Consider the following 21804-nt stretch of genomic DNA (forward strand, 5'->3'; position numbering starts at 1 on the left):
TGGTCCAAAGTAAGTAGTGGGGAGCCCTGTCATATGGCAAAAGTCGTTGTAATTTATTCCGGTGGTATGGATTCATTTACCGTACTCAATCGAGCACTTAAAGATGGCCATGAGGTCTATGCATTAAGCTTTAACTATGGACAGCGCCATGTAAAAGAGCTTGAAGTCGCAGCAGAAGTGACTCAGCGTCTAAACATCCCTCACAAAATTGTTGATATCACCGCGATTAATCAACTCCTTGCCGGCAGTTCACTTACTTCTGATGCCATCGCCATTCCTGAAGGTGACTATGAAGAGGAATCAATGAAGTCGACGGTGGTTCCGAACCGGAATATGATTTTACTCTCGTTGGCAATAGGCTATGCCGTGTCACTCGAAGCTCAGGCGGTCTATTACGGTGCACACTCGGGCGACCATGCAATCTACCCAGATTGCCGTCCAGAATTTGTAAAACGCATGCAAGAAGTCAGTGCAATTGCGAACTACGAGCCAATTGCAATAGAAGTACCTTACCTCAACGCAGATAAAGGTGAGATTTTGCGAGATGGTCTAGCGATGGGGCTTGATTACAAGCAAACGTGGACCTGTTACAACGGTCGTGAGAAAGCCTGCGGTAAGTGTGGAGCCTGCGTTGAGCGACTCGACGCTTTTGCCGCAAATCAGGTCACGGATCCATTAGAGTATGAAGCCACGAGCGCTAGTTAAAGCGCTCAAGCATACGTTGCGCCTGAATCCAGCGCGGATGATTTTGTAGGGTTGGCATGCCCATCGCCGCTGCTTTTGAAAGGCGCTCGTAACAACTGTTCGCTTGCGCGCCAGCATCCGCCACATAGGTTTCCAGTGACACCAATACCGCCTCGGCACCAGCCCGATCGTTACACGCCAGCACCATATTACATCCAGCTTTGAGTGCTGCATGGGCGCGCTCAGGCATACTCCCGGCGATATGCGCAGCCGCCATAGCAAGATCATCACTGAAAATGACGCCACTAAAGCCTAGTTGAGCACGCAAAACATGCTGTAGCCACCGTTCGGAGAAGCCTGCAGGCTTATCATCCACATCTGGATAAATGACGTGCGCAGGCATAATGGCATCTAAGCAATTAATGAGCTCGACAAAAGGCGGTAAATCCGTAGTACGGATAGCTTCCCATGGACGTTCATCGACCGGCATAGCGATGTGCGAGTCTGCTTGCACTGAACCATGCCCGGGGAAGTGCTTGCCTGTCGTTTTCATTCCCGCTTGGCGCATGCCTTTAAGCACCCCGCGCGCCAAATGAATCACTTGCTGCGGGTTGTCTGCAAAAGCACGATCGCCAATCACTTCACTAATGCCATTCACATCCAACACGGGGGCAAAGCTAATATCAATATCTACTGCCAGCACTTCACTCGCCATTAGCCAACCAATTTCTTGCGCCATTGATTGCGCTTCTTCTTCGTTGCTGGCGACATCAGCAATACGGCCCATGGCAGGAATGCGAGAAAATTCTTCACGAAATCGCTGGACACGGCCACCTTCATGGTCGACCGCAAGAATCAAAGGGTTACGTGCCGCCGCTCGGGTTTGACGAACCAATTCATGGAGCTGTTCCATAGAGGCAAAGTTGCGGCTGAAAAAAATCACACCACCCACAGCCGGGTGCGCCAGCAGCTCACGCTCTGCAGCACTTAGCTCGGTACCTTCAAGGTCAATCATCACAGCGGTCATACAAATCCCATTTTTAACTAAACTGTAAAGAGAGGCAGTGTGCCAAAATTCATGCAGAAGGTCACTAGCGTTTTTTCACGCTAGACTTTCTCTTGGTGAATGTTATAAGTATGGAAGTCTTCAGACAGGTGATAGTTATGACTTCGACGTTACAATCAAACTTAAAACGCGCACTCTTGTGCAGTTGTCTACCACTGTTGATTAGCTGTGGTGGCAGTAGTGGCTCAACCAACACTGGCGGTGATCTTGATGTACCCGACTCTGGCAGCTGTTCCGTTGGCGAGGAAAAAAACTATTTCCTCAACTACATGCGCGACGACTACTTTTGGTATCAGGACATTCCAAGTAACGTTGACACTGGCAACTACAACGATGTTTACCAGTTACTGGATGGTATCCGTAGCCCAGTCGACCGCTTTAGCTTTATATTGACCCAAGAACAGTACGAGCAGCGCTATATAAACGCTGAGTATATCGGTTTTGGTTTCTCGACCCGTGTCAGTGGCTCGCGTCTGTTTATCAATTATGTCTATGAAGATTCTCCAGCAACGTCGGTTGGGATGACGCGCGGCGCTGAAATCCTCAGCATCGATGGTACCTCGGTGGCGAGCTTAATCGCCAACAACCAGCTCAACGATGCCTTCGGTGCAGCCCAGTCGGGCGTGACCCGAACATTACGTTGGCGCGCCGTGAACCAAACCGAGCGTGAAAGTGTGCTCACCAAACAAGCGGTAGAAACCAATACGGTTCTCGCGACACAAAGCTTTGCCCTTGATGGCAAAGCAATAGGCTATTACGTACTGAACAGTTTTATCAACCGTACCGGTAGTGACTTAAACGATGCCTATAATCAACTTGCTGGGGTTGATGAACTGATCATTGATGTGCGCTATAACGGTGGAGGCATTATCAAATATGGTGTCCAAGCCGCAACGCAAGCTGCGGGCAATAATGTCATCGGTAACACGGCGGTGCAACTGCGCTACAACGATAAGAACACCGATAACAACAAAGCCTATTTGTTTGAACTTGGTGAGGGCATCCAGCAACTGAATCTTGATCGCGTTTTTGTCTTAACCACAGGAGCAAGTTGCTCCACTTCAGAACTCATCATCAATAGCTTAACCCCTTATGTGGATGTGGTCGTTATCGGTCAACCCACCTGTGGTAAGCCCGTTGGTCAGTCACCCGACCGGTTCTGCGATAAAATCAGCTTTGTTATCAACTTTGAGACGGTGAATGCGAATGGCGAAGGCCGCTACTTCGATGGGCTACCCGTCACCTGCCCTGCGACGGATAGTATTGTCGGTGATTGGGGGGCGGAGAACGACCCACTGTTACTCCAAGCACGACACTTTATCAGTTATGGTAGCTGCCGCCCACAAGCGTCAGGGGGGGTGCAACAAGCTTCGGTCACACATCGTGTTGATGAGCCTATGACGTTACCCGAGCAATGGAAGCGTGAGTTTTAACCCACGCTTCCAGTCGTTTAAATTGCCTCAAGCGCTTGTTGCAGGTTTTTTACCGCAATGACTTCCATGCCTTCAATAGGTTCCTTGGGCCGGTTACCTGCTGCGACAACGGCGCGCTTAAAGCCGTGCTTCGCGGCTTCGTTTAAACGTGCTTGACCATTTTGTACCGGTCGAATCTCACCAGCCAAGCCTACCTCACCAAAAACGATAAGATCACGCGGCAACGGCTGCTCACGGAAACTTGAAACAATGGCTAACAGCAATGCCAAATCAGCCCCTGTCTCAGTCACGCGCACGCCGCCCACCACGTTAACAAACACATCCTGATCCGACATGTGTAGGCCGCCATGGCGATGTAAAACAGCCAGCAACATGGCTAATCGGGTGGCTTCAGTTCCAACCGCGACGCGGCGTGGATTGGCCAGCTGACTCGCATCCACGAGAGCTTGTAACTCTACCAATAAGGGCCGTGTCCCTTCCCAAATAACCATGACCACTGAGCCGTTACCATGCTCTTCACCACGCTGTAGGAAAATCGCCGATGGGTTGCTGACTTCTTTCAAGCCTTGCCCGGTCATCGCAAAAACGCCGAGCTCATTAGCCGGACCAAACCGGTTCTTATGGCCGCGCAAGGTGCGAAAACGCGAGTCAGCGGTGCCCTCGAGCAAAATCGAGGCATCGATACAATGTTCTAATACTTTCGGCCCTGCCAACGAGCCATCTTTAGTCACATGGCCCACCATAATTATGGCAACGCCTTTTTGTTTGGCGTAGCGCGTCAAATACGCAGCTGATTCGCGCACCTGAGACACGCTGCCTGGGGCAGATTGAATATCAGCGAGATGCATCACCTGAATCGAGTCAATCACCATAATTTTGGGTTGTTCAGCATCAGCCAAATTGCATATAGTCTCGACAGAAGTCTCCGCGAGCATACGCAACTTATCACTGGGCAAACCCAAGCGTTGTGCGCGCAATGCTACCTGCTGCAAGGATTCTTCACCTGTAACATACAGTGTCGGCATTTTCGCTGCCAATTGGCACATGGTTTGCAGCAGCAAGGTACTTTTACCAGCCCCCGGCGAGCCGCCAATAAGTATCGCCGACCCGGGCACAATCCCGCCACCGAGCACCCGGTCAAACTCTTGGTACGTACTACTAAAACGAGGTAAATCTTCTAAATTCACTTCCGCGAGGGTTTGCACTTTGGCTTGCGTCGCGCCAGCAAAGCCTCGTCGTTCAACCGCAGCAGTCTTCGCGCTGGCAAGTCGTACCTCACTCAATGAGTTCCAAGCTTTACATTCGGTACATTGGCCCAGCCAGCGGACAAAGTCTGCACCACATTCATTACATACATAGGCTGTTTTTGCTTTCGCCATAGCTTATTTCTCTAATGCTTGGAGGTGATGCGCGAGTTGCATCAAATCTGGCGTATCGAGGCAAACATCAGCGACCTCGCGTAACGCAGTTTTCGCGCAATAAGCAACCCCTAATCCAGCGACAGCTAACATGGCACTATCGTTTGCGCCATCTCCCACCGCGATAGTATTGTGCAACGGAATATCCCATTGCTCAGCAAGTTGCTGTAAGTAGGTAGCTTTATAGTGCGCGTCAACAATAGGTTCAGCCACCTCGCCAGTGAGTTTATCGCCTTGCCATAACAAGGTGTTGGCATGGTGCGCGTCCAACGCTAGCGCCTGCGCGACCTGTTCAGAAAACCACGTAAAGCCCCCTGAAACCAATGCTGCGCGCCAGCCGTGTTGATGAAACCATTCGATCAGTTGGAGCGCACCGACGGATAAGGGCAACGGCTGAAACAATTCTGCCAACTTCGAGCGTTCAACACCCGCCAACAATTGCACACGTGCGCGCAGGCTTTCCGCGAAATCGAGCTCTCCGCGCATGGCGGCCTCGGTAACTGCACTCACTTCCGCCTTTTTCCCTACTAAGTCTGCTAACTCATCAATACATTCAATGGTAATGAGCGTGGAGTCCATATCGAACACAACCAAGCCCGGTTGCTGTAAAGTTATCATCTTATCTCGTGTTCCTTGTTGCTCTGAAAGGGCTGCTCGACGTATAGTTTTGACTATGACTACAAAGCAACATGTTATCAATATCATTCAACTTGTCTATCGTCGTGGCCGGCGTTTGCTTGCTGCTGTGTTGTTGATCATTCTGATCGAGAACTTTTGGAGCAACATGCAAGAGACCAGCCTAGAAGATTTGCAAGTGCACAGTCAGCAACTGCTGGAGCTGATGGCCGAACAAGCCGGCCATGAGGCGCGCTATTGGCTCATTGCCAACGATAAAGAGAAGCTCCAAGTCCTTGTGAATCAGCTCACGCGTCATCAACTGGTTGAATATAGTGCTATTTATGACAGTTACGGCCAGCTTTTAGTCAGTGCCGATGCCGCCACGGAGCAGCCTGAGCAGGTTTTTGTGTTAGTTGAAGAGATCCGCGAAGACACTTTGGTGCATGGTTATTTGCACATTGTCGTCAATCAACCGCAGCTGCTAGCAGAGCCGGTCGCAACCCATCAATACCTCTCCTATTACGGCCAATATTTGCTACTTTTTGCGATTTTTGCTGGAGTACTCGCGACGTTAACCTTCAATAAATGGCGTTATCGTCGGCTTAAACCGATGCGATAAGCGCACAACTGGTCTGCCAAAGCGTTGTTCGCAGCTCCTCTTCGGGCTCTGTGCGCAACTCAGCTAGGGCATTGACGATTTGTGTCAGCCGCGCGGGCTCGTTGCGTTGTCCTTGGTGCCCGCACACGGGCATTGCAGGAGCATCAGTCTCCAACACTAGGCTGCTTAACGGTAATTGCGCGATAGCGCGCCGTGTTTTCTTTGCCCTTGGATAAGTAATCACGCCGCCAACGCCAATCTTAAACCCTCTTTTTACCCACTCGCGGGCTTGCTCATAACTGCCACTAAAGGCATGTAAAATACCGGCTTGCTCAGGAAGTAATGGCGTAAACGGCTGTAATAACTCAAGCAATTGTTGCTGTGTATCGCGGTGATGAACAATTAGCGGACGTTGATAGTCGACGGCAAGTTGCACTTGCTGCACAAATAACTGCTCTTGCAATGGCCAAGCCGGACAATGGGCATCAAGACCAATTTCACCGACCCAGAGACGTGGATCATGCGCCAGTTCGGTCGCCACCCAAGCAAGATCCTCAGCAGTATGTTGCGCAATAAAGTACGGGTGTAGCCCTACCCCATATGCACACTCAACCCCCGGCGTTGCAGGTAAGCGAAAGCGTTCACTTACCCGCTGTGTCCCGGGAATAAGAAACTTACAAACACCAGCGTCGAGCGCGCGTTGAACGACCTCTTCGCGATCCACATCGAATGCCTCAAAATCGAGGTGACAATGGGTGTCGAAGAGGCCAACGGTCATCCTTAGTGCTCGCGCGTATGGTGGAACTGAATATCAGGGTAACGTTCAGTCGCCAAGTTTAAGTTAACCATGGTTGGCGCAATGTAGGTTAAGTTGTCACCGCCATCAAGCGCCAGGTTGGCTTCAGCTTTACGGCGGAACTCATCTAACTTCCGTTCATCATCGCTGTCGACCCAGCGCGCAGTCGCAACGTTGATATTTTCATACACTGCATCAACGTTATATTCTGCTTTCAGGCGATGCACGACGACATCAAACTGCAGCACACCAACCGCACCTACAATGAGATCGTTATTGATGAGCGGACGGAATACCTGTACCGCCCCTTCTTCCGAAAGCTGGACCAAGCCTTTTAGTAACTGCTTCTGTTTCAGTGGGTCTTTTAAACGGATGCGACGGAATAGTTCTGGAGCAAAGTTCGGAATACCGCTGAACTTAAACTTATCCCCACCAGTAAAGGTATCACCGATTTGAATGGTGCCATGGTTGTGCAGACCAATAATGTCACCCGGGTAAGCCTCTTCAACATGCTCACGATCCCCAGCAAGGAAGGTCAGAGCATCAGCAATACGCACGTCTTTACCAATGCGCACCTGATGCATTTTCATGCCTTTTTCATACTTACCCGAGACAATCCGCATAAACGCGACGCGGTCACGGTGTTTAGGGTCCATATTCGCCTGAATTTTAAAAACGAAGCCAGAGAACGACGGGTGCGTCGCAGCGACAGCTTCGCCAGTATCCGTTTCGCGCGGTAACGGCGTTGGTGCCCAGTCGACGAGACCATCAAGCATATGATCGACACCAAAGTTACCTAAAGCGGTACCGAAATAGACCGGCGTAAGCTCACCGGCTAAAAATAGTTCTTTATCAAACTCGTTCGAGGCTCCTTTCACGAGCTCAATCTCGTCACGCAGGTCACTCGCATAAGGTCCAAGGCGCTCATCTAGCTCTGGGTTATCAATCCCTTTGATAATATCCACGTCTTGAATACGGTGACCTTGACCCGTTTTATAAAGCACCACTTCATCTTTAAGTAAGTGGTACACACCTTTGAAGTTCTTACCTGAACCTATGGGCCACGTAATAGGCGCACACATAATACTGAGCACGCTTTCCACTTCGTCAAGCAACTCAAGTGGGTCACGAATGTCACGGTCTAATTTGTTCATAAAAGTGATGATTGGCGTATCACGCAAACGCGTTACTTCCATCAATTTAATGGTCCGGTCTTCGACACCTTTCGCGCCATCAATCACCATCAAACAAGAGTCAACCGCAGTAAGTGTACGATAGGTATCTTCCGAGAAATCTTCGTGTCCAGGCGTATCAAGCAGATTGACCAAAGCATCGCGATACGGAAACTGCATCACCGAGGTGGTCACTGAGATACCACGCTCTTTTTCCATTTCCATCCAGTCAGATTTGGCATGCTGCCCAGATTTCTTACCTTTCACGGTACCCGCTTTTTGCAGCCGTTGCCCATGCAACAATACCTTTTCGGTAATGGTGGTTTTACCCGCATCCGGGTGCGAGATAATCGCGAAGGTACGACGCTTATTAATTTCTTTCGGTAGATCTAGGTTTGCCATGGATCACTTCTTTTGGTTTAGACATGGATTGCTGCTGTTTCGCGCAAATCCGTCGGGTTCATCAGTATTAAGCGCTATTTTCGCTGATCTTGCCGCTAGAAACAATCAAAGGCTGTTGCTGCCGACTGAATCACTTCAGATGCACGTATTCTGCAGCAACAAAAAAGCCACTCCGAAGAGTGGCTTTACCAGGGAGAACAAAACTAGCTTAGTTAAGACGGCGACGGAAACACAGTAAACCAAGCATAGCCATCATCCACCATGCGACACTACCGCTTGATGACGAAGGCGTCTCAGGCTCAGGTTTTGGCGGCGGAGTGCCACCGGTATCCGGCTCTTCACCGTCAGAAACAACCGTCAACATGAAACGTGTTGATGCCGCATCTGATGGGTTCTCAACATCACTCACCGTCACCGTAACTTCAACTTCACCGTGGAAGTTCGCCTTCGGGGTAATTGTGACTGTCGAACCTGACGTGTGACCACTAACTTCAGCACTGATGTTCTCACCGGTGACGGTGATCTCATTCACACTGTTTTCTTCATCAGCGTAGTAGATCACTAAGTCTTTAAGTGAGGTGTTTTCATCGATACTTTGGTCTACCAAGTCACCGATAGTGATGTTCGACGGCGCGTTGAGGGTATGGGTCATTTCAATATCCGCCATGCCTTCGACCTTACTCACAGCTGTCACAGTCAATGCTTTACCCACCGCTTCAGCTTGAACTTCAGCCCACATAGTGACTTGGAATTCAGAGACTTCAGGGCCTTGATAGTCATAACAGATCACCAAGCCATCGGTAAGCACTTCATCCAGGTTTTCATACGCCACTTGCTTACCAAGGAAGCCTTCTAAAGGACCAAAGGTATGCGCTGGGCCACGATAACCTTGCAAGCCAATTGAGCCACGACCATCTTGACTGCCAAAATCAATGTTGTCGTACGCCATGATCAGCTCGTACTCACCGTCGCCGTGCAAGGTGTTAACATTGAACAGCAACTCAAAGTCAAAGCGGTCATCACGCTCGGTCCACTCGAAAGCACCATTAGGCTTGATGTCAGTAAAGGCATAAGAGCGCGCATTATCGAACTCGACGATGCCCCAACCTGACGCTGTTGTTGCAATCGAAATACCCTCAGGATCAAACGGACTTTGCAACAATGGCAAGCTCATCATGTCACCGTTGGTGAAGTTTTGGGCGCGCCACAACGGGGCAATTTGCTCGTACGGTAATCCATTGTTTGGCAATGGGAAGTGGAAACCGCCAAACAACGGCGCACCTTCCATAAAGGCAATCATCCCGGTCGCACGGATTTCAATGCCATTCACAACGCCAGTCGTCATATAATCGGTGTTGTTATACAAATGCACACTGTCATACAAACCGCCAAAGAGCTGCGAAACAGGTAAAATATAGCCTTCACTATGGACAATGTTGCCGTTCTTACCCGGCAGCACAAAGCCAAACTCATCTTCCTCTACTGGCGCGAAACCACCCAGCACCGGCACGATACCAAACTCAACCAAATCGACATAACCACCGGCATTTGCATTGCCAAAATCCGGGGTACGGCAACTGGCATCCGCAAGATTGGTGGTGACCTTGTAGTCAGGTGCAATAGTGCTAGTGTCAGGTTGCACCCCAGCGATCACCACAGATTGCCCTTCTTGCGTGAGCTCACTGGTATACTCCACTTTATTACTATCGACCCGAAGAACTTTTAGCCCTTCAGGCAATTCACTGTGGATTTCAAACGCTCGATCGCTCCCCGACTGGTTAGCTAAGACATTGAAGTTAAAACCAACAATATCGCCTTTTTGTGCCGCTGTTTGGGTCGCAGAAAGGCTCACGTCATCTTCGCCACGCGCCAGCTTAAGCGCAACCTTACCGATGTTGCCAAGGTTCACTTCAGAAGTGCCGAAATCAATCATCGAGTAAAAGAGGTCGCCTTCGGTCATCTCAGGCATTGACCAGCCCAACGTCACCGTACTCGGTTGACGACCGTCAGAATAAGGTACGGACACGCTCATATCTGATGCAATAACATCCTCAACAACCGCAATCGCGACCTTATAGCTTTCGGTAATGCCGTCGTACTCGCCTTCGATCCAGCCCTTTTTCGAGTTGTGGAACACAACCCAGTAATTCCCCTCTTCAGGATTGTTCACGTTACAGAAGTTTTTGTAAATCATATGTGTCGAAACACACAAGATCTCTTCATCAAGATCTGGAACTTGGTTGCCGTTGTAGTCTTTACCGATATACACGGAAAAGTTACCCAAGTCTTGGTGACCTTTGAGTTCAGAGTCGACGAGCTCAGTCACTTCAGCAACAAGGCGTTTACTTCCCTGCGGCACATACACCCAAGTCAAATCCGTAGCGTCATCTAAACGCTCTTCATGACTCCCCTTATCCTCGCGCGTGCTCCACGGGCGATAGTAATCAAGGTCTTTTGGCAAAGTAATGACTTTTTGCTCAGCTTTGACCGGCTGATACACACGGCCAAGGTTGTTGCCTTCTGGCAAATCGATGCCATTGAAGTCTTGCGAACCATCATTTCGATGCGCTACGACTGACAAGTTTGACGGCATACCATTGGCGTCATATTTGAATACCATCGGCCAATGCATGGCTGGACTGCGGTCACTCACTTCTTGGAAACGCAGCGTTGAGTGCAGCTCAACTTCCGAGTTACTAAAGGGATCTTGCGTATCCATCACCGATGCGGTCACCACAATGGTTTGCGTTTCGCCAGCCTGCAAGGTGAATTCAGTAGGATGCGCTTCAATCGTGATCCCATTTTGTTGGAACTGCTGTTTCGCATCGAACGCCCAGTTCACCACATCATCATGGCTAACCTGCCAAGTTCCATCTTTGGTCGCGCGCACTGTGCGCAACCAAGTACAGGTTGGTTGGCAGTTAAAGTTGACCAGTTGTGGCAAATTCAAACGATGTACTGCCCCACCATTTTCAGGATCGGCGGCCATGAAATTATCGGCGCTCTCATCCAGCACAAGGCCTGCTTGCACCGCATTCGCGACGTTAATGCGCCCAGTACCCGCACGATAAGTGGAAACCGGCATCACTTCTTCTGATGGGCGATTAAAGTAATGATAGGTCACGGTTTCATCAGCTGTTGCGACAAGCGCTGATTGAATTTCAGCAGCACTCCAATCTGGGTGCGCTTGACGAAGTAATGCCAAAGCTCCCGCAGCATGTGGCGACGCCATTGAGGTACCACTTAGAAAAGTGTAATCACCGGTCACGCCAACTTGCGCAAACGGGTGTTCATCTGACCAAGCAGCGTAAATGTTTACCCCTGGCGCTGATACTGCAGGGATCAGTGCTTCTGGTGTCGAAGGGCTTGGCCCACGCGATGAAAACGGCGCCAGCTTGTCAACTTCATCGGCAATCACATAGCTGTCCATCAAGGTCGGTTGAATAGTGAGCTGATGTCCCTTACCGTTGTTGGTTAACCACTTTTTCAAACCATAGTAGCTGTTACTTGCATCGCCGTTCCAGGCACCACTACTGATGTGAATCGCTGGTAGTGCGTAAACTGAAGTGTAACTAATAGGGTCGGACCAACCATAGTTATAGAGCACGAAACCATCGGCTCCGCCTGCAGCGATATTGGTTGCTTTTAAGTTCCGCGCCACACCATTAGGATCATTGAGGTTATCGCGCGCGCAGACCACAATGGTTTTTGCATCCTGCCCGGTCATGGTGATCAAACTGCCATCAGGATAGACATCAAAAGTGCCAGGCGCATATTTTTCACGGCAGTAGGCGTCATACTCACCATAAATGTTCGGGTAGTCTTCAGCTTTTACGACAACGCCAGTTACCCCGGTTTCATTCACACCACCACCGGTGAGCGACGACCATTTAGGCAACTGCCCGGCATCGGCGCTATTAACAAAACCAGGGTCAACGGCGCTGGTTTCAACGATGACTTCACGGCCATGCGAGGTTGCAGCGACATTCAATAACCATGGCGAGGCGTGATCAATCGCGCCAAACATTTCTTCGTATTGACCTGATTGACCAGAGTTCCCCGCTGCGGCAGCAACCAAGATGCCAGCTTTGCGTGCGCCGAGAAAGGCGATTTCTAGCGCATCACTCCAAGGGTGGCTATCTTGACCACCGATAGAAAAGTTAATGACATCGACGCCATCAGCAATCGCGTCTTCAATACTTGCCAGTAACGCCTCACCTGGGCAACCTTGAACAAGCTCCGACGCAGGCTGACAAACTTGGTAGGAAATAATATTTGCCCGCGGCGCAACACCGCTAAGCTGTGGGAAGAAGTCACTCGCTAATACCTGACCATCACTGGCATTGCTCACTTCTGGGGCCGATAACGGTGCATTGTATTGAATATTACCAGCGACAGTTGACGCAACATGCGTGCCGTGACCGTGATAATCTTCCCCGACTGGAGCTGCAACGCCGCCAAGTTCACCGGTCACATAGGTATCAGTTAGTACTGGATAGCTGCGCATCCCAATTAATTTATCGTTACAGCGATCGGCGTACTCCGTTAAGGCACAATCACCGACATAGTTGCCACTTCCAAAAGGGTTCGTGTGACGATAGCCGGTCGCATCTACCGCTTGAAACGCTGGATGATCAGAGTTAATCCCTGAATCAATAACGCCAACAATCAAACCTTCACCCTTCATGTTGACGCCGGCCGTTGCTTGTCCGGACCAAATCGCATCTGCTTCGATAAGTTACGGGCCAACATCGGTGTGCATCTGATAGGTTTTCGCGCGTTGCACTGAAGCAACTTGCGGGTGCTTCGCCACGAGCGCCGCACGGTCTTGATCAAGCGTGACCGTAAAGGCATTGAGTGCGGTGGTGAACTGCTGTCGCATCGGTGAACTTCCCACCGCCATAGCAAGTTCTGAGAAGGTCTGGCGTTGTTGCTGCAGCAAACGTGACTGCGCCTGACTAACTTCCTGTGACACAGCTCGGCCTGCTACGAAGAGCTTTCCGGCTGCATCACGCTTGGCTTGCGTGGTCGTTGAAAAACGCTGGTTGACCAATGCCGCACCACGCAAACGCACTACGTAGACATGCTCACCGGTGATTTCAGGCTCATAGACGAACTTTTCAGTTTGTCGGTTGAGTTGCACGTTTAACCCATTTTGGCGCTGAACGCTGTAGCCTTGCGCTTCACCGCTTAGGCTTTGTTCAATAATTTGCGCTGGGTTAATATCGGGCGCCTGAAGATGGTGTCGTTTTCCCGCTGCAGGCTGTACATCGGAGACTGCAGCACTGAGACTCCCCGTGCTATACAACGCAGCGAGGACCGCTGTTGTTATCATTTTTGTTTTCACGATCAACTTCCTAAATTTTTATTGGTTGAAGTGCCTACCGGCTTAACTTGGTTTAAACCTGTGGCTAAATGATAAGAACATGGACGTGCAATTTTTCACCAACGGATTCGTGTAGCTTTTTGTAATTTGTAGCTTTTTGTAGCAAAATCGGCGGTGAGTAACGACATTTATCGATCGAAGCGATAGAGTGTTTTTCGATCAAAATTTTAGTTAGTGAAGAATCTGGTATGACAGTGCGACTGGTCCTCTTATTACTGCTCTGGGTACCCTTACCCGCTCTCGCTCAGCCAACGGCAGCAACACCCGCAACACAGCTCGCGGACGTTGGTGAGGGGCATCTCTCAGTCGCCTTGGGATATGGCTATATCGAAAACCCACGGGTTCAATCTGACGGAGCGAATACTTACCTGCTACCAAGTGTTTCCTATTATGGTGAGCGCTTTTACCTTGAAAATACGACGCTTGGCTACAGCCTTTACGAAGGTGAGCGGGTTCTGCTTGACCTACAGTCGAAACTGAATGAAGACGCCTTTCATTTTGAAATCGACGGGCTGAAAAACGTTCTTTTAAGTGAAGTACTAGGCTACGCTCCTATTGCGGCCACCGGCCCGCTTGAGCCAAAGCAACCACGCACCGATGTCAGCCGCCGCTTATCCTATATGGTCGGGTTACATGCGCTGATGCCAACCCGCTTTGGTAACCTTTCGTTTGGCGCTTACCAGGATATTACTTCGGTGCATAACGGCCACGAACTGCAAGCGAAGTTCAATCGTACCTTTACATTCGAACGCTGGGCCTTTGCCGTTGAGGCCGGCCTCACTTATAAAAGCAACGAACTCCTCAATTACTACTATGCGGTTATGCCCAGCGATCGTGACCACTACCAACGTCACTACGCCGATGATAACCGTTTAAGTCATCACCTTCGTCTTATTACTAAAGTGCCATTGAGCGAACGCTGGAATGCGGTCGCTGTTGTCGAATACAACGGTCTCGCCGAAGCAATTCAGCGCAGCCGGCTCATTGAAGAGCGCAGCTACCTAGGGGCATTTTTCGGATTTAGCTATGATTTCTAAGTTCTCTCATAGTGTGCTTATCTCCGTTGCGACGAGGTTAGTCTTGGTTCTAATTGTCGTTGCATCCTGTAGCGTCTACGCAGATCCAACCTCCTTGCAGTTGCGCCCTCGTGTCTGTGTCACCAACGCAGAAGCTCCGAGCTGCGAAACAACCATTGAGGTGAAGTATCCACAACGCTTAGAGCCGCCCTTCTGCCTAATCATGAATCACACCCAAGCCGTTCATTGCAGCGAGGAGGCTGTGCCTTTTCTGCAATTAAAAGTTCCGGTGATGAGTGCAAAAAGCGTGCTCTTTGAGTTACAAGACGACCATGGCAATGTTATCGCTGCAAGTACCCTGCAGGTCGCACAGCACACCCCCCCGAAACGTATCCGCCGCGGTATTGGTTGGAATATTCTATGACACGAGAACGCCCAAACATTGTCCTCATTGAAGATGACGTGAGCTTAGCGCACCTTACAGAGACTTACCTTGAACAAAATAGTATGACGGTAAGCAGCTTTGACTCTATCGAAAAGGCGCTTAAACGCAGACTTGATGCCCCCGCAGATTTAATAGTGTGCGACGTAATGCTGCCCGGCGTATCAGGCTTTCAAGGTCTCAAATTACTCGTACGACACTTTGAATGCCCAGTTCTTTTTCTTACCGCGCGAACGGACGATGACGATCAAATCACCGGTTTAGAGCTTGGAGCTTGCGATTACATCACCAAACCCGTTGCGCCCTCGGTGCTGCTCGCAAAAATCAAAGCGAACTTAAGAAAATCAAGTTATCACCCGCATCACGCGTTCTCAGTGGGAGAGTTAACGTTAAATCCCGCTACGCATGTATTTTCTGTAGGTGACATTCACTGTCGCCTCACGACCAAAGATTTCGCCCTAATGCAATTGTTCGCGATGAATTTTGGCCAAACACTCTCCCGAGAATACTTATTTGAAACCTATTTAGGACGCCCCTACAACGGTCTTGATCGCGCCATTGACCTCAAAATAAGCCGCTTGCGAAAGCGCTTACAAAGCACCGCTGAAGGGATCATCGATATCGTCACCGTCCACGGCGAAGGATACCGTCTTTGTATAGGTTCCAACTAAAATGAAAACACGCTTTGCCAAGCTGATCCTCTCTCTGGTTGTATTGTCGGTGGGGTTGTATGCAGCCTTTGATCAACTCCTCGCCTCACATCACCCTGACAACGGTAAATATCTCATTAGTATCGACCAACTGGTTCCTCGCGATGGCACCAATGTGCGTATTAGCACGCTCGATGCAGATGAAGTCGCTTTCCCACAAGAGTTACAACATAAACTCTACGCCGGCCAAACCGTAGCCCTTAAGTACACTGACGATCAGCTGTACTACTACCGCCAAGACGCTCAAGGCCAACTTACCGAGATCGGCCCAATTCGTGCAGAAGGCGCAAGTTATGGACTGTTAAGCAGTGTCATTATCGCGTTTTATTTAGGACTCATTCTTATCGTCTTGGCGCTTATTGGACCCGTTTTTAGAGATTTACACGTTCTGCAAAAACAAGCCAAGCGATTTGGTAAAAAGCCGCAACCCTTACCCATGAGCGTCGCTGCCTCATCTACAATCGCCCCCTTGGCTGAAACCTTTAGCCGTATGTCGAAGCAAGTGGCCAGCTACGTGCATGCCCACAAAACCTTGTCACAAACTATTTCACATGAAGTGCGCACGCCCCTTGCTCGAATGCGTTTTGCTCTTGAGCTCGAAGCACAGCAACAACGTTCGAATTACCTTGAGCAAATGCACCAAGATCTTGATGAAATAGAGTTGCTGGCGACCAGTTACTTAACCTTTGCGCGGCTCGACTATCTGGGCCAGAAAACCTATAAAAACTTTAATCTACAGCGCTTCACCACGACCATTGCCGAAGGCTTCAACCTCTACCCGCACGCCTGCGTGCTCACCTACGGCTGTACCGGAGAAACAGCCCAAGGTGATCGGCAGGCGCTGAAAATACTCTGTCAAAATTTGATTACGAATGCATTCCGCTACGCCGCCAGTGAAGTTCGTCTGATCACCAAAGCGACGGAAACACACTGTGAAATCGTGGTCGAGGACGATGGTCCAGGGTTACCCGAAGGAGTTGCCATTTTTTCAGAATTTGAAGCGCAACAAAGTTCGGGGTTCGGGCTTGGACTCTTTATCGTCAAACAAGTGGCCTTGTGGCATGAAGCAGAGCTACTCTCAGGTAGCTCTGAGCGTTTGGGCGGCGCCAAATTTACGGTCCGTTGGCGCAAGCAACCGCAATTTATTTAGTGGTTGCTGGTGACGAGGGGTGCAACGCAGCAAGCGTGAGTGCAATCATCTCATTAAAGCTCGTTTGCCGTGCTTCACTCGAGAGCTGCTCGCCAGTTAGAATGTGATCTGACACCGTAAGTACCGTGAGCGCTTGCACTTGGTAACGACTCGCAACGCCGTATAAACCAGCGGCCTCCATCTCAACAGCCAACACACCCATCCGCTGTAGCATGGGGATCAGCGCGTCGCCGCCATCATAAAAACTATCCGTTGAAAACACCTGTCCTACCACGCTATCACGACGCTGCGCGTCGGTGGCATTGAGAAACTGTTGCACAAGGCGCGGACTAGCACAGGCGGCAAAGTCATAACCACCGAATTGGTTTCGGTTCATATTGGAGTCGGTGCTTGCGCTGTTGGCAATCACTAAATCATTGAGTTTTAATGCGTGCTGAACTGCGCCACAACTGCCGACGCGCACTAAACGCTGCACCCCATAATGGCGCACCAACTCCGTCGCATAAATCGCACACGACGGCATTCCCATCCCAGTGCCCATGACCGAAACCCGATGCCCCTGGTAGAAACCAGTGAAGCCAAGCATATTACGAACATCGGTAACACATTGACTATCGGTAAGAAAATTCTCAGCAATATACTTTGCGCGTAAAGGATCGCCTGGCAATAAACATGTTGCGGCAAAAGCATCATCCGCGGCATTGATGTGGGGGGTAGCCAAAGATTCATTCCTTCTCAAATTAAAGTCGTGGAGGAAGCATAGATGTACCATAGTTCATCGGTTCTAAGCCAAACAGATCAGCAATACTTTGACCTATATCAGCAAAGCTCTCACGCTTACCTAGTTCATGGGCAGGCAAATTTTTGCCATACATCAACACCGGTACAAACTCACGCGTATGATCGGTGCCGGGCCACGTTGGGTCACAACCATGGTCAGCAGACAAAAAGAGCACATCATCTTGCTCCAACGCTTCCAACACCCGAGGCAACAACCGATCAAAGGTTTCTAGCGCGCGCGCGTAACCAGAAACATCACGGCGGTGCCCGTAAAGCGTGTCAAAGTCCACAAGATTGGTAAAAATGAGACTACGTTGCGGTGCTTGGCGCATCACAGCTAAGGTTTTCTCCAGCAAAGCCTCTAAACCGTCGGCCTTATAGCTTTGCGTCAAGCCTTGATGAGCGAAGATATCTGCAATTTTACCGATGCTGATAACCTCGCCCCCACTCGCTTTAAGCTTGTCGAGCACCGTCGGTGCCGGTGGCGGCACAGCATAGTCTTTACGATTTGCGGTACGCGTAAAACCCGTGTCCGCGTTGCCAACAAAAGGACGCGCAATAACACGACCGATGTTGTAGGGCTCCAATAACTCGCGCACCAATTGACAAAGCTCGTACAAGCGCTGCAAACCAAAGGTTTCTTCATGGCAGGCGATCTGAAACACCGAGTCTGCCGAGGTATAGACAATGGGCTGACCAGTGGCGCAGTGCTGATCTCCTAAGCGCGCAATGATTTCCGTGCCTGAAGCGTGACAATTACCAAGCACACCAGGCAATTCTGCGGCAGCGATAATTCGATTTAGCAATTCTTCTGGAAACGATTGTTCTTTATTGAGGAAGTAACCCCATTCAAAAAGCACTGGTACACCGGCCATTTCCCAATGCCCCGACGGAGTGTCTTTGCCGGAGGACAACTCTTGCGCCCAACCGTAGCGTCCATGAATCGCGGTAACCGTCGGTAATGATGGCGGCAGTCGTCCGGTAGCGCCGCGGCTCACTTCTCCTAGGCCTAGCGTCATTAAATTGGGAATATGGAGTGGGCCTTCACGCCCCTCATTCGCTTTCCCCGCAGCACAAAGCTCGGCAATATGACCAAAGGTATCTGCACCTTGGTCACCAAACTTCGCCGCATCCTCAGCAGCGCCAACACCAAATGAATCCAAGACTAAAACGATTGCGCGCGCCATCTTTAATTCCTCATCTATGCATCAGAAATACGACGATAAATCGCCGGCAACCTAGCAACCTTCTCCGCAGAAAAGTGAAATGCTTGCTGCACAGTTGCTGCTGCTTGTTGCCAAGCAGCTTCATCAGCAGCATACACCATGGCCAAAGGTGTCTGAGTATCCACTTGCTCCCCAACTTGCACGATAGCATCCAAGCCGACTTGGTAATTTAAAACGTCTTCACTGCGTTGCCGTCCACCTCCAAGTGCCACCACTGCGATCCCTAGCTGACGCGTTGCAATCTGTGCAATCGTCGCCCCTTCGGCTAACTGTTCTTCAGTAGCAAATACCGGACGCGCCACCGGTGCTAATGGTAGATGCGCTTCGGTACGTTCCAACAGGTCGGATGGACCACCAAGTGCGGCAACCATAGTGGCAAACTTCTCAGCAGCTTTACCATTCGCAAGCACGGTTTCAACTTTCTGTCGCGCTTCAACGAGGTTTGCAGCCAATCCGCCTTGCACCAACATTTCTGCAGTCAACGCCACGGTGATCTCATGCAAATTCGCAGAGCGATAGTCACCTTTGAGGTAAGCAATGGCCTCACGCACTTCCACCGCGTTCCCTGCTGAGCGCGCCAACACTTGATTCATGTCGGTAATCAAGGCTGACGTGCGCAAACCTGCACCTCGCGCGACACTCACTAGACTTGCCGCTAACTCTTCCGCACGCGTCAAGTCCGACATAATTGCGCCGTTGCCGCATTTGACGTCCAACACTAGTCCATCAAGGCCCGCAGCAAGCTTTTTCGATAAAATTGAAGCGGTAATCAAGGGCACTGATTCAACCGTTGCGGTGATATCACGCGTCGCATAAAAACGCTTGTCGGCGGGTGCTAAACTTCCGGTTTGACCAATGATGGCAACACCGACGTCCTTAACCACCTGTCGAAACTGGGTATCACTCGGCAGCGTTTGATAGTTCGGAATCGCGTCCATTTTGTCTAAGGTACCGCCAGTGTGTCCCAGGCCACGCCCGGAGATCATCGGGACATAACCACCACAGGCGGCAACGATGGGACCAAGCATAAGGCTAACGACATCACCGACACCACCGGTCGAATGCTTATCCAGTACGGGTCCATCAAGGGCCAAGTCGTGCCACTGTAGCACCTGCCCCGAATCACGCATGGCTTCGGTTAGCGCAACGCGCTCAGGCATCGTCATTCCCTGAAAATAAATCGCCATTGCTAAAGCTGAAATTTGACTCTCAGAAATACTTCCCGAGGTTAAGCCAGCGACAAAAAACTCTATCTCCGCGCGACTTAACGCTGCCCCGTCACGCTTGTGCCGAATAATTTCTTGCGGTAAATACATTAGTAATCAGCTCCTTGATCTGCTGCTAGCGTAACTCCCTCCAGCTCCTTTTTGAGATTGCCTAACAACCCGCTGGCACCAAACCGAAACGACTGAGGTTGCAAAAAGGCATCGCCCAAAATATCACGTGCCAGTTCAAGGTAAGCTATTGCGTCATCCAAAGTACGCACGCCTCCAGCGGCTTTAAATCCACAGCGACCACCGCTCTTTTGAATCGCTTCGAGCATAATTCGCGCTGCCGATAACGTTGCATTCACCTCAACTTTTCCGGTTGAGGTCTTAATAAAATCAGCCCCCGCAGCAATCGCCAACTCGCTAGCAGAACGAATCGCTTCAGGTGACGTTAACACGCCTGTTTCGAGAATAACTTTCAATAGCGCACGCTCACCACAGGCACTTTTGCACGCCACAATGAGATCTCGTGCAAGCGTTGTATTACCGGCTAAAAATGCCTGATAAGGGAAGACAACGTCGACCTCATCCGCACCTACAGCGACGGCCCGCTCCGTCTCCGCTACGGCACGAGCGACATCTTCATAACCACCAGGGAAGTTGGTTACCGTTGCAACCTTCACTTGCAGCAACCCGAGACGCTGCAATTCATGTTTCGCCCAAACCACGAGTTCAGGGTGAACGCAAACGGCCGCAGGAAACACGTCAGCGACGTTTGCACTAGCACAGAGCTTAGTGATCGTTGCTGGCGTATCAGCTTGATTTAGCGAGGTTAAATCCATCAGCTGCAGAGCTAATGTTGCTTGTTCAATTCGATGGGTTGTCATAGTTCATTCCCGATAAGCTGATACATCAAAATGAAAGGCATCAGGTAATAAGTCAGTGAGGCGCCATTGTTGCGACGCTTGTTCAGAAGTTGAGGTGATAAGGGTTTCCGGCTGCAGGAACTCGGCGAGCACTTGCCGGCAAGCGCCACACGGCGCGTACGCCTTTTGCCCTGGCGTGTAGACAACTACTGCGACAATATCCGCGCCGTTATAGCCCTCAGCAATCGCACGAAATACAGCTGTTCGCTCGGCACAATTTGCCAAGCCATACGAAACATTCTCAACATTGCAGCCGGTGATAACGTTGCCGTTGCGCATGAGTAGCGCAGCACCAACCGCGAACTTACTATAAGGTACATACGCATTTTGACTGGCGCGAAATGCCGCGTCACGTAATGTTTTAAGCTGTTCAGTCTGCATGTTCATTGTGGTGTCATACCCTATCTTATGGGAGACCAGCTTACTCCTTTCAAGTGTTTGATCCAAGTCACAGAAGTGTCGAGAGAACGATGAAAGAATAGACAAGTACGCTCAAAGCGACTATATTTCAATTAATCCTAAATTAGCAACAACTAACACAAAGAGGTTTCTATGAGCGTTGAACGTGCACTAACAGCTTTTGCAGGTTTTATGGTAGTATTGTCGGTCGCATTAACCGTATGGGTGCACCCGAACTTTGTCTGGCTAACGGTCTTTGTAGGGGTTAACTTATTCCAGCAGTCTTTTACAGGTTTCTGCCCCGCAAGCATTGCCATGCGTAAGATGTTTGGTCTAAAAACAGAGCGTGAACTCGCGCAAGAATAACAGGATAC

Annotated in this window: 20 protein-coding genes; 8 read left to right on the forward strand and 12 right to left on the reverse strand. The window is 50.2% G+C overall.

The features are described from left to right. Window positions 1-33 precede the first annotated feature (33 nt). Window positions 34-705: a 7-cyano-7-deazaguanine synthase QueC gene (gene queC, locus G535_RS0104865; RefSeq protein ID WP_026861038.1), complete on the forward strand. Its 672-nt coding sequence runs from the start codon at window positions 34-36 to the stop codon at window positions 703-705. Here queC and nagZ read toward each other — a convergent pair. Then, entirely contained in the window at window positions 698-1711 is a 1014-nt protein-coding gene (gene nagZ, locus G535_RS0104870) for a beta-N-acetylhexosaminidase (protein WP_026861039.1), read from the reverse strand. The two genes, queC and nagZ, sit on opposite strands and share 8 nt — an antisense overlap. A gap of 137 nt (window positions 1712-1848) precedes the next feature. On the opposite strand from nagZ, the gene G535_RS12935 reads away from it, so the two are divergent. After that, a complete protein-coding gene (locus G535_RS12935; RefSeq protein WP_051206969.1) occupies window positions 1849-3183 on the forward strand; it encodes a S41 family peptidase in 1335 nt (444 codons plus the stop codon). Window positions 3184-3200: 17 nt separating this feature from the next. Here G535_RS12935 and radA read toward each other — a convergent pair whose 3' ends face one another. Then, window positions 3201-4562 carry a DNA repair protein RadA gene (gene radA / locus G535_RS0104880; protein WP_026861040.1) on the reverse strand — a complete coding sequence of 454 codons (1362 nt, stop codon included), beginning with the start codon at window positions 4560-4562 and terminating at the stop codon, window positions 3201-3203. 3 nt (window positions 4563-4565) lie between these two features. Then, window positions 4566-5219 carry a phosphoserine phosphatase SerB gene (gene serB, locus G535_RS0104885; RefSeq protein WP_026861041.1) on the reverse strand — a complete coding sequence of 218 codons (654 nt, stop codon included), beginning with the start codon at window positions 5217-5219 and terminating at the stop codon, window positions 4566-4568. 55 nt (window positions 5220-5274) lie between these two features. Between serB and G535_RS0104890 the strand changes: the two genes are divergently transcribed. Then, complete coding sequence (locus tag G535_RS0104890) at window positions 5275-5838, forward strand: hypothetical protein (RefSeq protein WP_026861042.1); 564 nt, start codon at window positions 5275-5277, stop codon at window positions 5836-5838. Here G535_RS0104890 and G535_RS0104895 read toward each other — a convergent pair. The 4 genes from G535_RS0104895 to G535_RS14260 form a co-directional block, all read right to left on the reverse strand. Beyond that, window positions 5822-6595 carry a TatD family hydrolase gene (locus G535_RS0104895; protein ID WP_026861043.1) on the reverse strand — a complete coding sequence of 258 codons (774 nt, stop codon included), beginning with the start codon at window positions 6593-6595 and terminating at the stop codon, window positions 5822-5824. The genes G535_RS0104890 and G535_RS0104895 overlap by 17 nt on opposite strands. A gap of 2 nt (window positions 6596-6597) precedes the next feature. Continuing rightward, window positions 6598-8187 (reverse strand): peptide chain release factor 3, encoded by a 1590-nt coding sequence (gene prfC, locus G535_RS0104900; protein ID WP_026861044.1) that lies wholly within the window; start codon window positions 8185-8187, stop codon window positions 6598-6600. 208 nt (window positions 8188-8395) lie between these two features. Further along, window positions 8396-12874, reverse strand: a complete 4479-nt coding sequence (locus tag G535_RS14340) for a S8 family serine peptidase (RefSeq protein ID WP_275069171.1) — start codon at window positions 12872-12874, stop codon at window positions 8396-8398. Between the two features lie 51 nt (window positions 12875-12925). After that, window positions 12926-13534: a protease inhibitor I9 family protein gene (locus G535_RS14260; protein WP_241970493.1), complete on the reverse strand. Its 609-nt coding sequence runs from the start codon at window positions 13532-13534 to the stop codon at window positions 12926-12928. Between the two features lie 227 nt (window positions 13535-13761). Here G535_RS14260 and G535_RS0104910 point away from each other — a divergent pair, with 227 nt between their 5' ends. Genes G535_RS0104910 through G535_RS0104925 form a run of 4 tightly spaced genes read left to right on the forward strand, consistent with a single transcriptional unit; the run spans window position 13762 to window position 16891 of the window. Beyond that, the gene (locus G535_RS0104910; protein ID WP_026861045.1) at window positions 13762-14610 is read left to right on the forward strand and encodes a MipA/OmpV family protein; all 849 of its coding nucleotides are present in this window, start codon (window positions 13762-13764) and stop codon (window positions 14608-14610) included. Beyond that, the gene (locus G535_RS0104915) at window positions 14600-15013 is read left to right on the forward strand and encodes a DUF3019 domain-containing protein (protein ID WP_126775210.1); all 414 of its coding nucleotides are present in this window, start codon (window positions 14600-14602) and stop codon (window positions 15011-15013) included. Before G535_RS0104910 ends, G535_RS0104915 begins: the two co-directional genes overlap by 11 nt. After that, a complete protein-coding gene (locus G535_RS0104920) occupies window positions 15010-15702 on the forward strand; it encodes a response regulator transcription factor (protein WP_034727697.1) in 693 nt (230 codons plus the stop codon). Before G535_RS0104915 ends, G535_RS0104920 begins: the two co-directional genes overlap by 4 nt. Window position 15703: 1 nt before the next feature. Continuing rightward, window positions 15704-16891 carry an ATP-binding protein gene (locus tag G535_RS0104925; protein ID WP_026861048.1) on the forward strand — a complete coding sequence of 396 codons (1188 nt, stop codon included), beginning with the start codon at window positions 15704-15706 and terminating at the stop codon, window positions 16889-16891. Here the strand turns inward: G535_RS0104925 and deoD are convergent. Genes deoD through G535_RS0104950 form a run of 5 tightly spaced genes read right to left on the reverse strand, consistent with a single transcriptional unit; the run spans window position 16884 to window position 21517 of the window. Continuing rightward, complete coding sequence (gene deoD, locus G535_RS0104930) at window positions 16884-17612, reverse strand: purine-nucleoside phosphorylase (RefSeq protein WP_026861049.1); 729 nt, start codon at window positions 17610-17612, stop codon at window positions 16884-16886. The two genes, G535_RS0104925 and deoD, sit on opposite strands and share 8 nt — an antisense overlap. A gap of 19 nt (window positions 17613-17631) precedes the next feature. Continuing rightward, complete coding sequence (locus G535_RS0104935) at window positions 17632-18858, reverse strand: phosphopentomutase (protein WP_026861050.1); 1227 nt, start codon at window positions 18856-18858, stop codon at window positions 17632-17634. Window positions 18859-18872: 14 nt separating this feature from the next. Then, complete coding sequence (gene deoA, locus G535_RS0104940; protein WP_026861051.1) at window positions 18873-20213, reverse strand: thymidine phosphorylase; 1341 nt, start codon at window positions 20211-20213, stop codon at window positions 18873-18875. Next, window positions 20213-20992, reverse strand: coding sequence for a deoxyribose-phosphate aldolase (gene deoC, locus G535_RS0104945; RefSeq protein ID WP_026861052.1), 780 nt, complete (start codon window positions 20990-20992; stop codon window positions 20213-20215). Before deoC ends, deoA begins: the two co-directional genes overlap by 1 nt. A 3-nt stretch (window positions 20993-20995) precedes the next feature. Further along, window positions 20996-21517: a cytidine deaminase gene (locus G535_RS0104950; protein ID WP_338053350.1), complete on the reverse strand. Its 522-nt coding sequence runs from the start codon at window positions 21515-21517 to the stop codon at window positions 20996-20998. A gap of 66 nt (window positions 21518-21583) precedes the next feature. Here G535_RS0104950 and G535_RS0104955 point away from each other — a divergent pair, with 66 nt between their 5' ends. Then, entirely contained in the window at window positions 21584-21796 is a 213-nt protein-coding gene (locus G535_RS0104955) for a YgaP family membrane protein (RefSeq protein WP_026861054.1), read from the forward strand. The last annotated feature ends 8 nt before the right edge of the window (window positions 21797-21804 follow it).

The organism is Pseudidiomarina sediminum DSM 21906 (assembly GCF_000423165.1).
GTDB classification, from domain to species: domain Bacteria; phylum Pseudomonadota; class Gammaproteobacteria; order Enterobacterales; family Alteromonadaceae; genus Pseudidiomarina; species Pseudidiomarina sediminum.

Excerpts from the sequence above, each read along its gene's own strand:
- queC (WP_026861038.1), top strand. The coding sequence starts at position 34 with ATGGCAAAAGTCGTTGTAATTTATTCCGGTGGTATGGATTCATTTACC.
- nagZ (WP_026861039.1), bottom strand. The coding sequence starts at position 1,711 with ATGACCGCTGTGATGATTGACCTTGAAGGTACCGAGCTAAGTGCTGCA.
- G535_RS12935 (WP_051206969.1), top strand. The coding sequence starts at position 1,849 with ATGACTTCGACGTTACAATCAAACTTAAAACGCGCACTCTTGTGCAGT.
- radA (WP_026861040.1), bottom strand. The coding sequence starts at position 4,562 with ATGGCGAAAGCAAAAACAGCCTATGTATGTAATGAATGTGGTGCAGAC.
- serB (WP_026861041.1), bottom strand. The coding sequence starts at position 5,219 with ATGATAACTTTACAGCAACCGGGCTTGGTTGTGTTCGATATGGACTCC.
- G535_RS0104890 (WP_026861042.1), top strand. The coding sequence starts at position 5,275 with ATGACTACAAAGCAACATGTTATCAATATCATTCAACTTGTCTATCGT.
- G535_RS0104895 (WP_026861043.1), bottom strand. The coding sequence starts at position 6,595 with ATGACCGTTGGCCTCTTCGACACCCATTGTCACCTCGATTTTGAGGCA.
- prfC (WP_026861044.1), bottom strand. The coding sequence starts at position 8,187 with ATGGCAAACCTAGATCTACCGAAAGAAATTAATAAGCGTCGTACCTTC.
- G535_RS14340 (WP_275069171.1), bottom strand. The coding sequence starts at position 12,874 with ATGAAGGGTGAAGGTTTGATTGTTGGCGTTATTGATTCAGGGATTAAC.
- G535_RS0104910 (WP_026861045.1), top strand. The coding sequence starts at position 13,762 with ATGACAGTGCGACTGGTCCTCTTATTACTGCTCTGGGTACCCTTACCC.
- G535_RS0104915 (WP_126775210.1), top strand. The coding sequence starts at position 14,600 with ATGATTTCTAAGTTCTCTCATAGTGTGCTTATCTCCGTTGCGACGAGG.
- G535_RS0104920 (WP_034727697.1), top strand. The coding sequence starts at position 15,010 with ATGACACGAGAACGCCCAAACATTGTCCTCATTGAAGATGACGTGAGC.
- G535_RS0104925 (WP_026861048.1), top strand. The coding sequence starts at position 15,704 with ATGAAAACACGCTTTGCCAAGCTGATCCTCTCTCTGGTTGTATTGTCG.
- G535_RS0104935 (WP_026861050.1), bottom strand. The coding sequence starts at position 18,858 with ATGGCGCGCGCAATCGTTTTAGTCTTGGATTCATTTGGTGTTGGCGCT.
- deoA (WP_026861051.1), bottom strand. The coding sequence starts at position 20,213 with ATGTATTTACCGCAAGAAATTATTCGGCACAAGCGTGACGGGGCAGCG.
- deoC (WP_026861052.1), bottom strand. The coding sequence starts at position 20,992 with ATGACAACCCATCGAATTGAACAAGCAACATTAGCTCTGCAGCTGATG.
- G535_RS0104955 (WP_026861054.1), top strand. The coding sequence starts at position 21,584 with ATGAGCGTTGAACGTGCACTAACAGCTTTTGCAGGTTTTATGGTAGTA.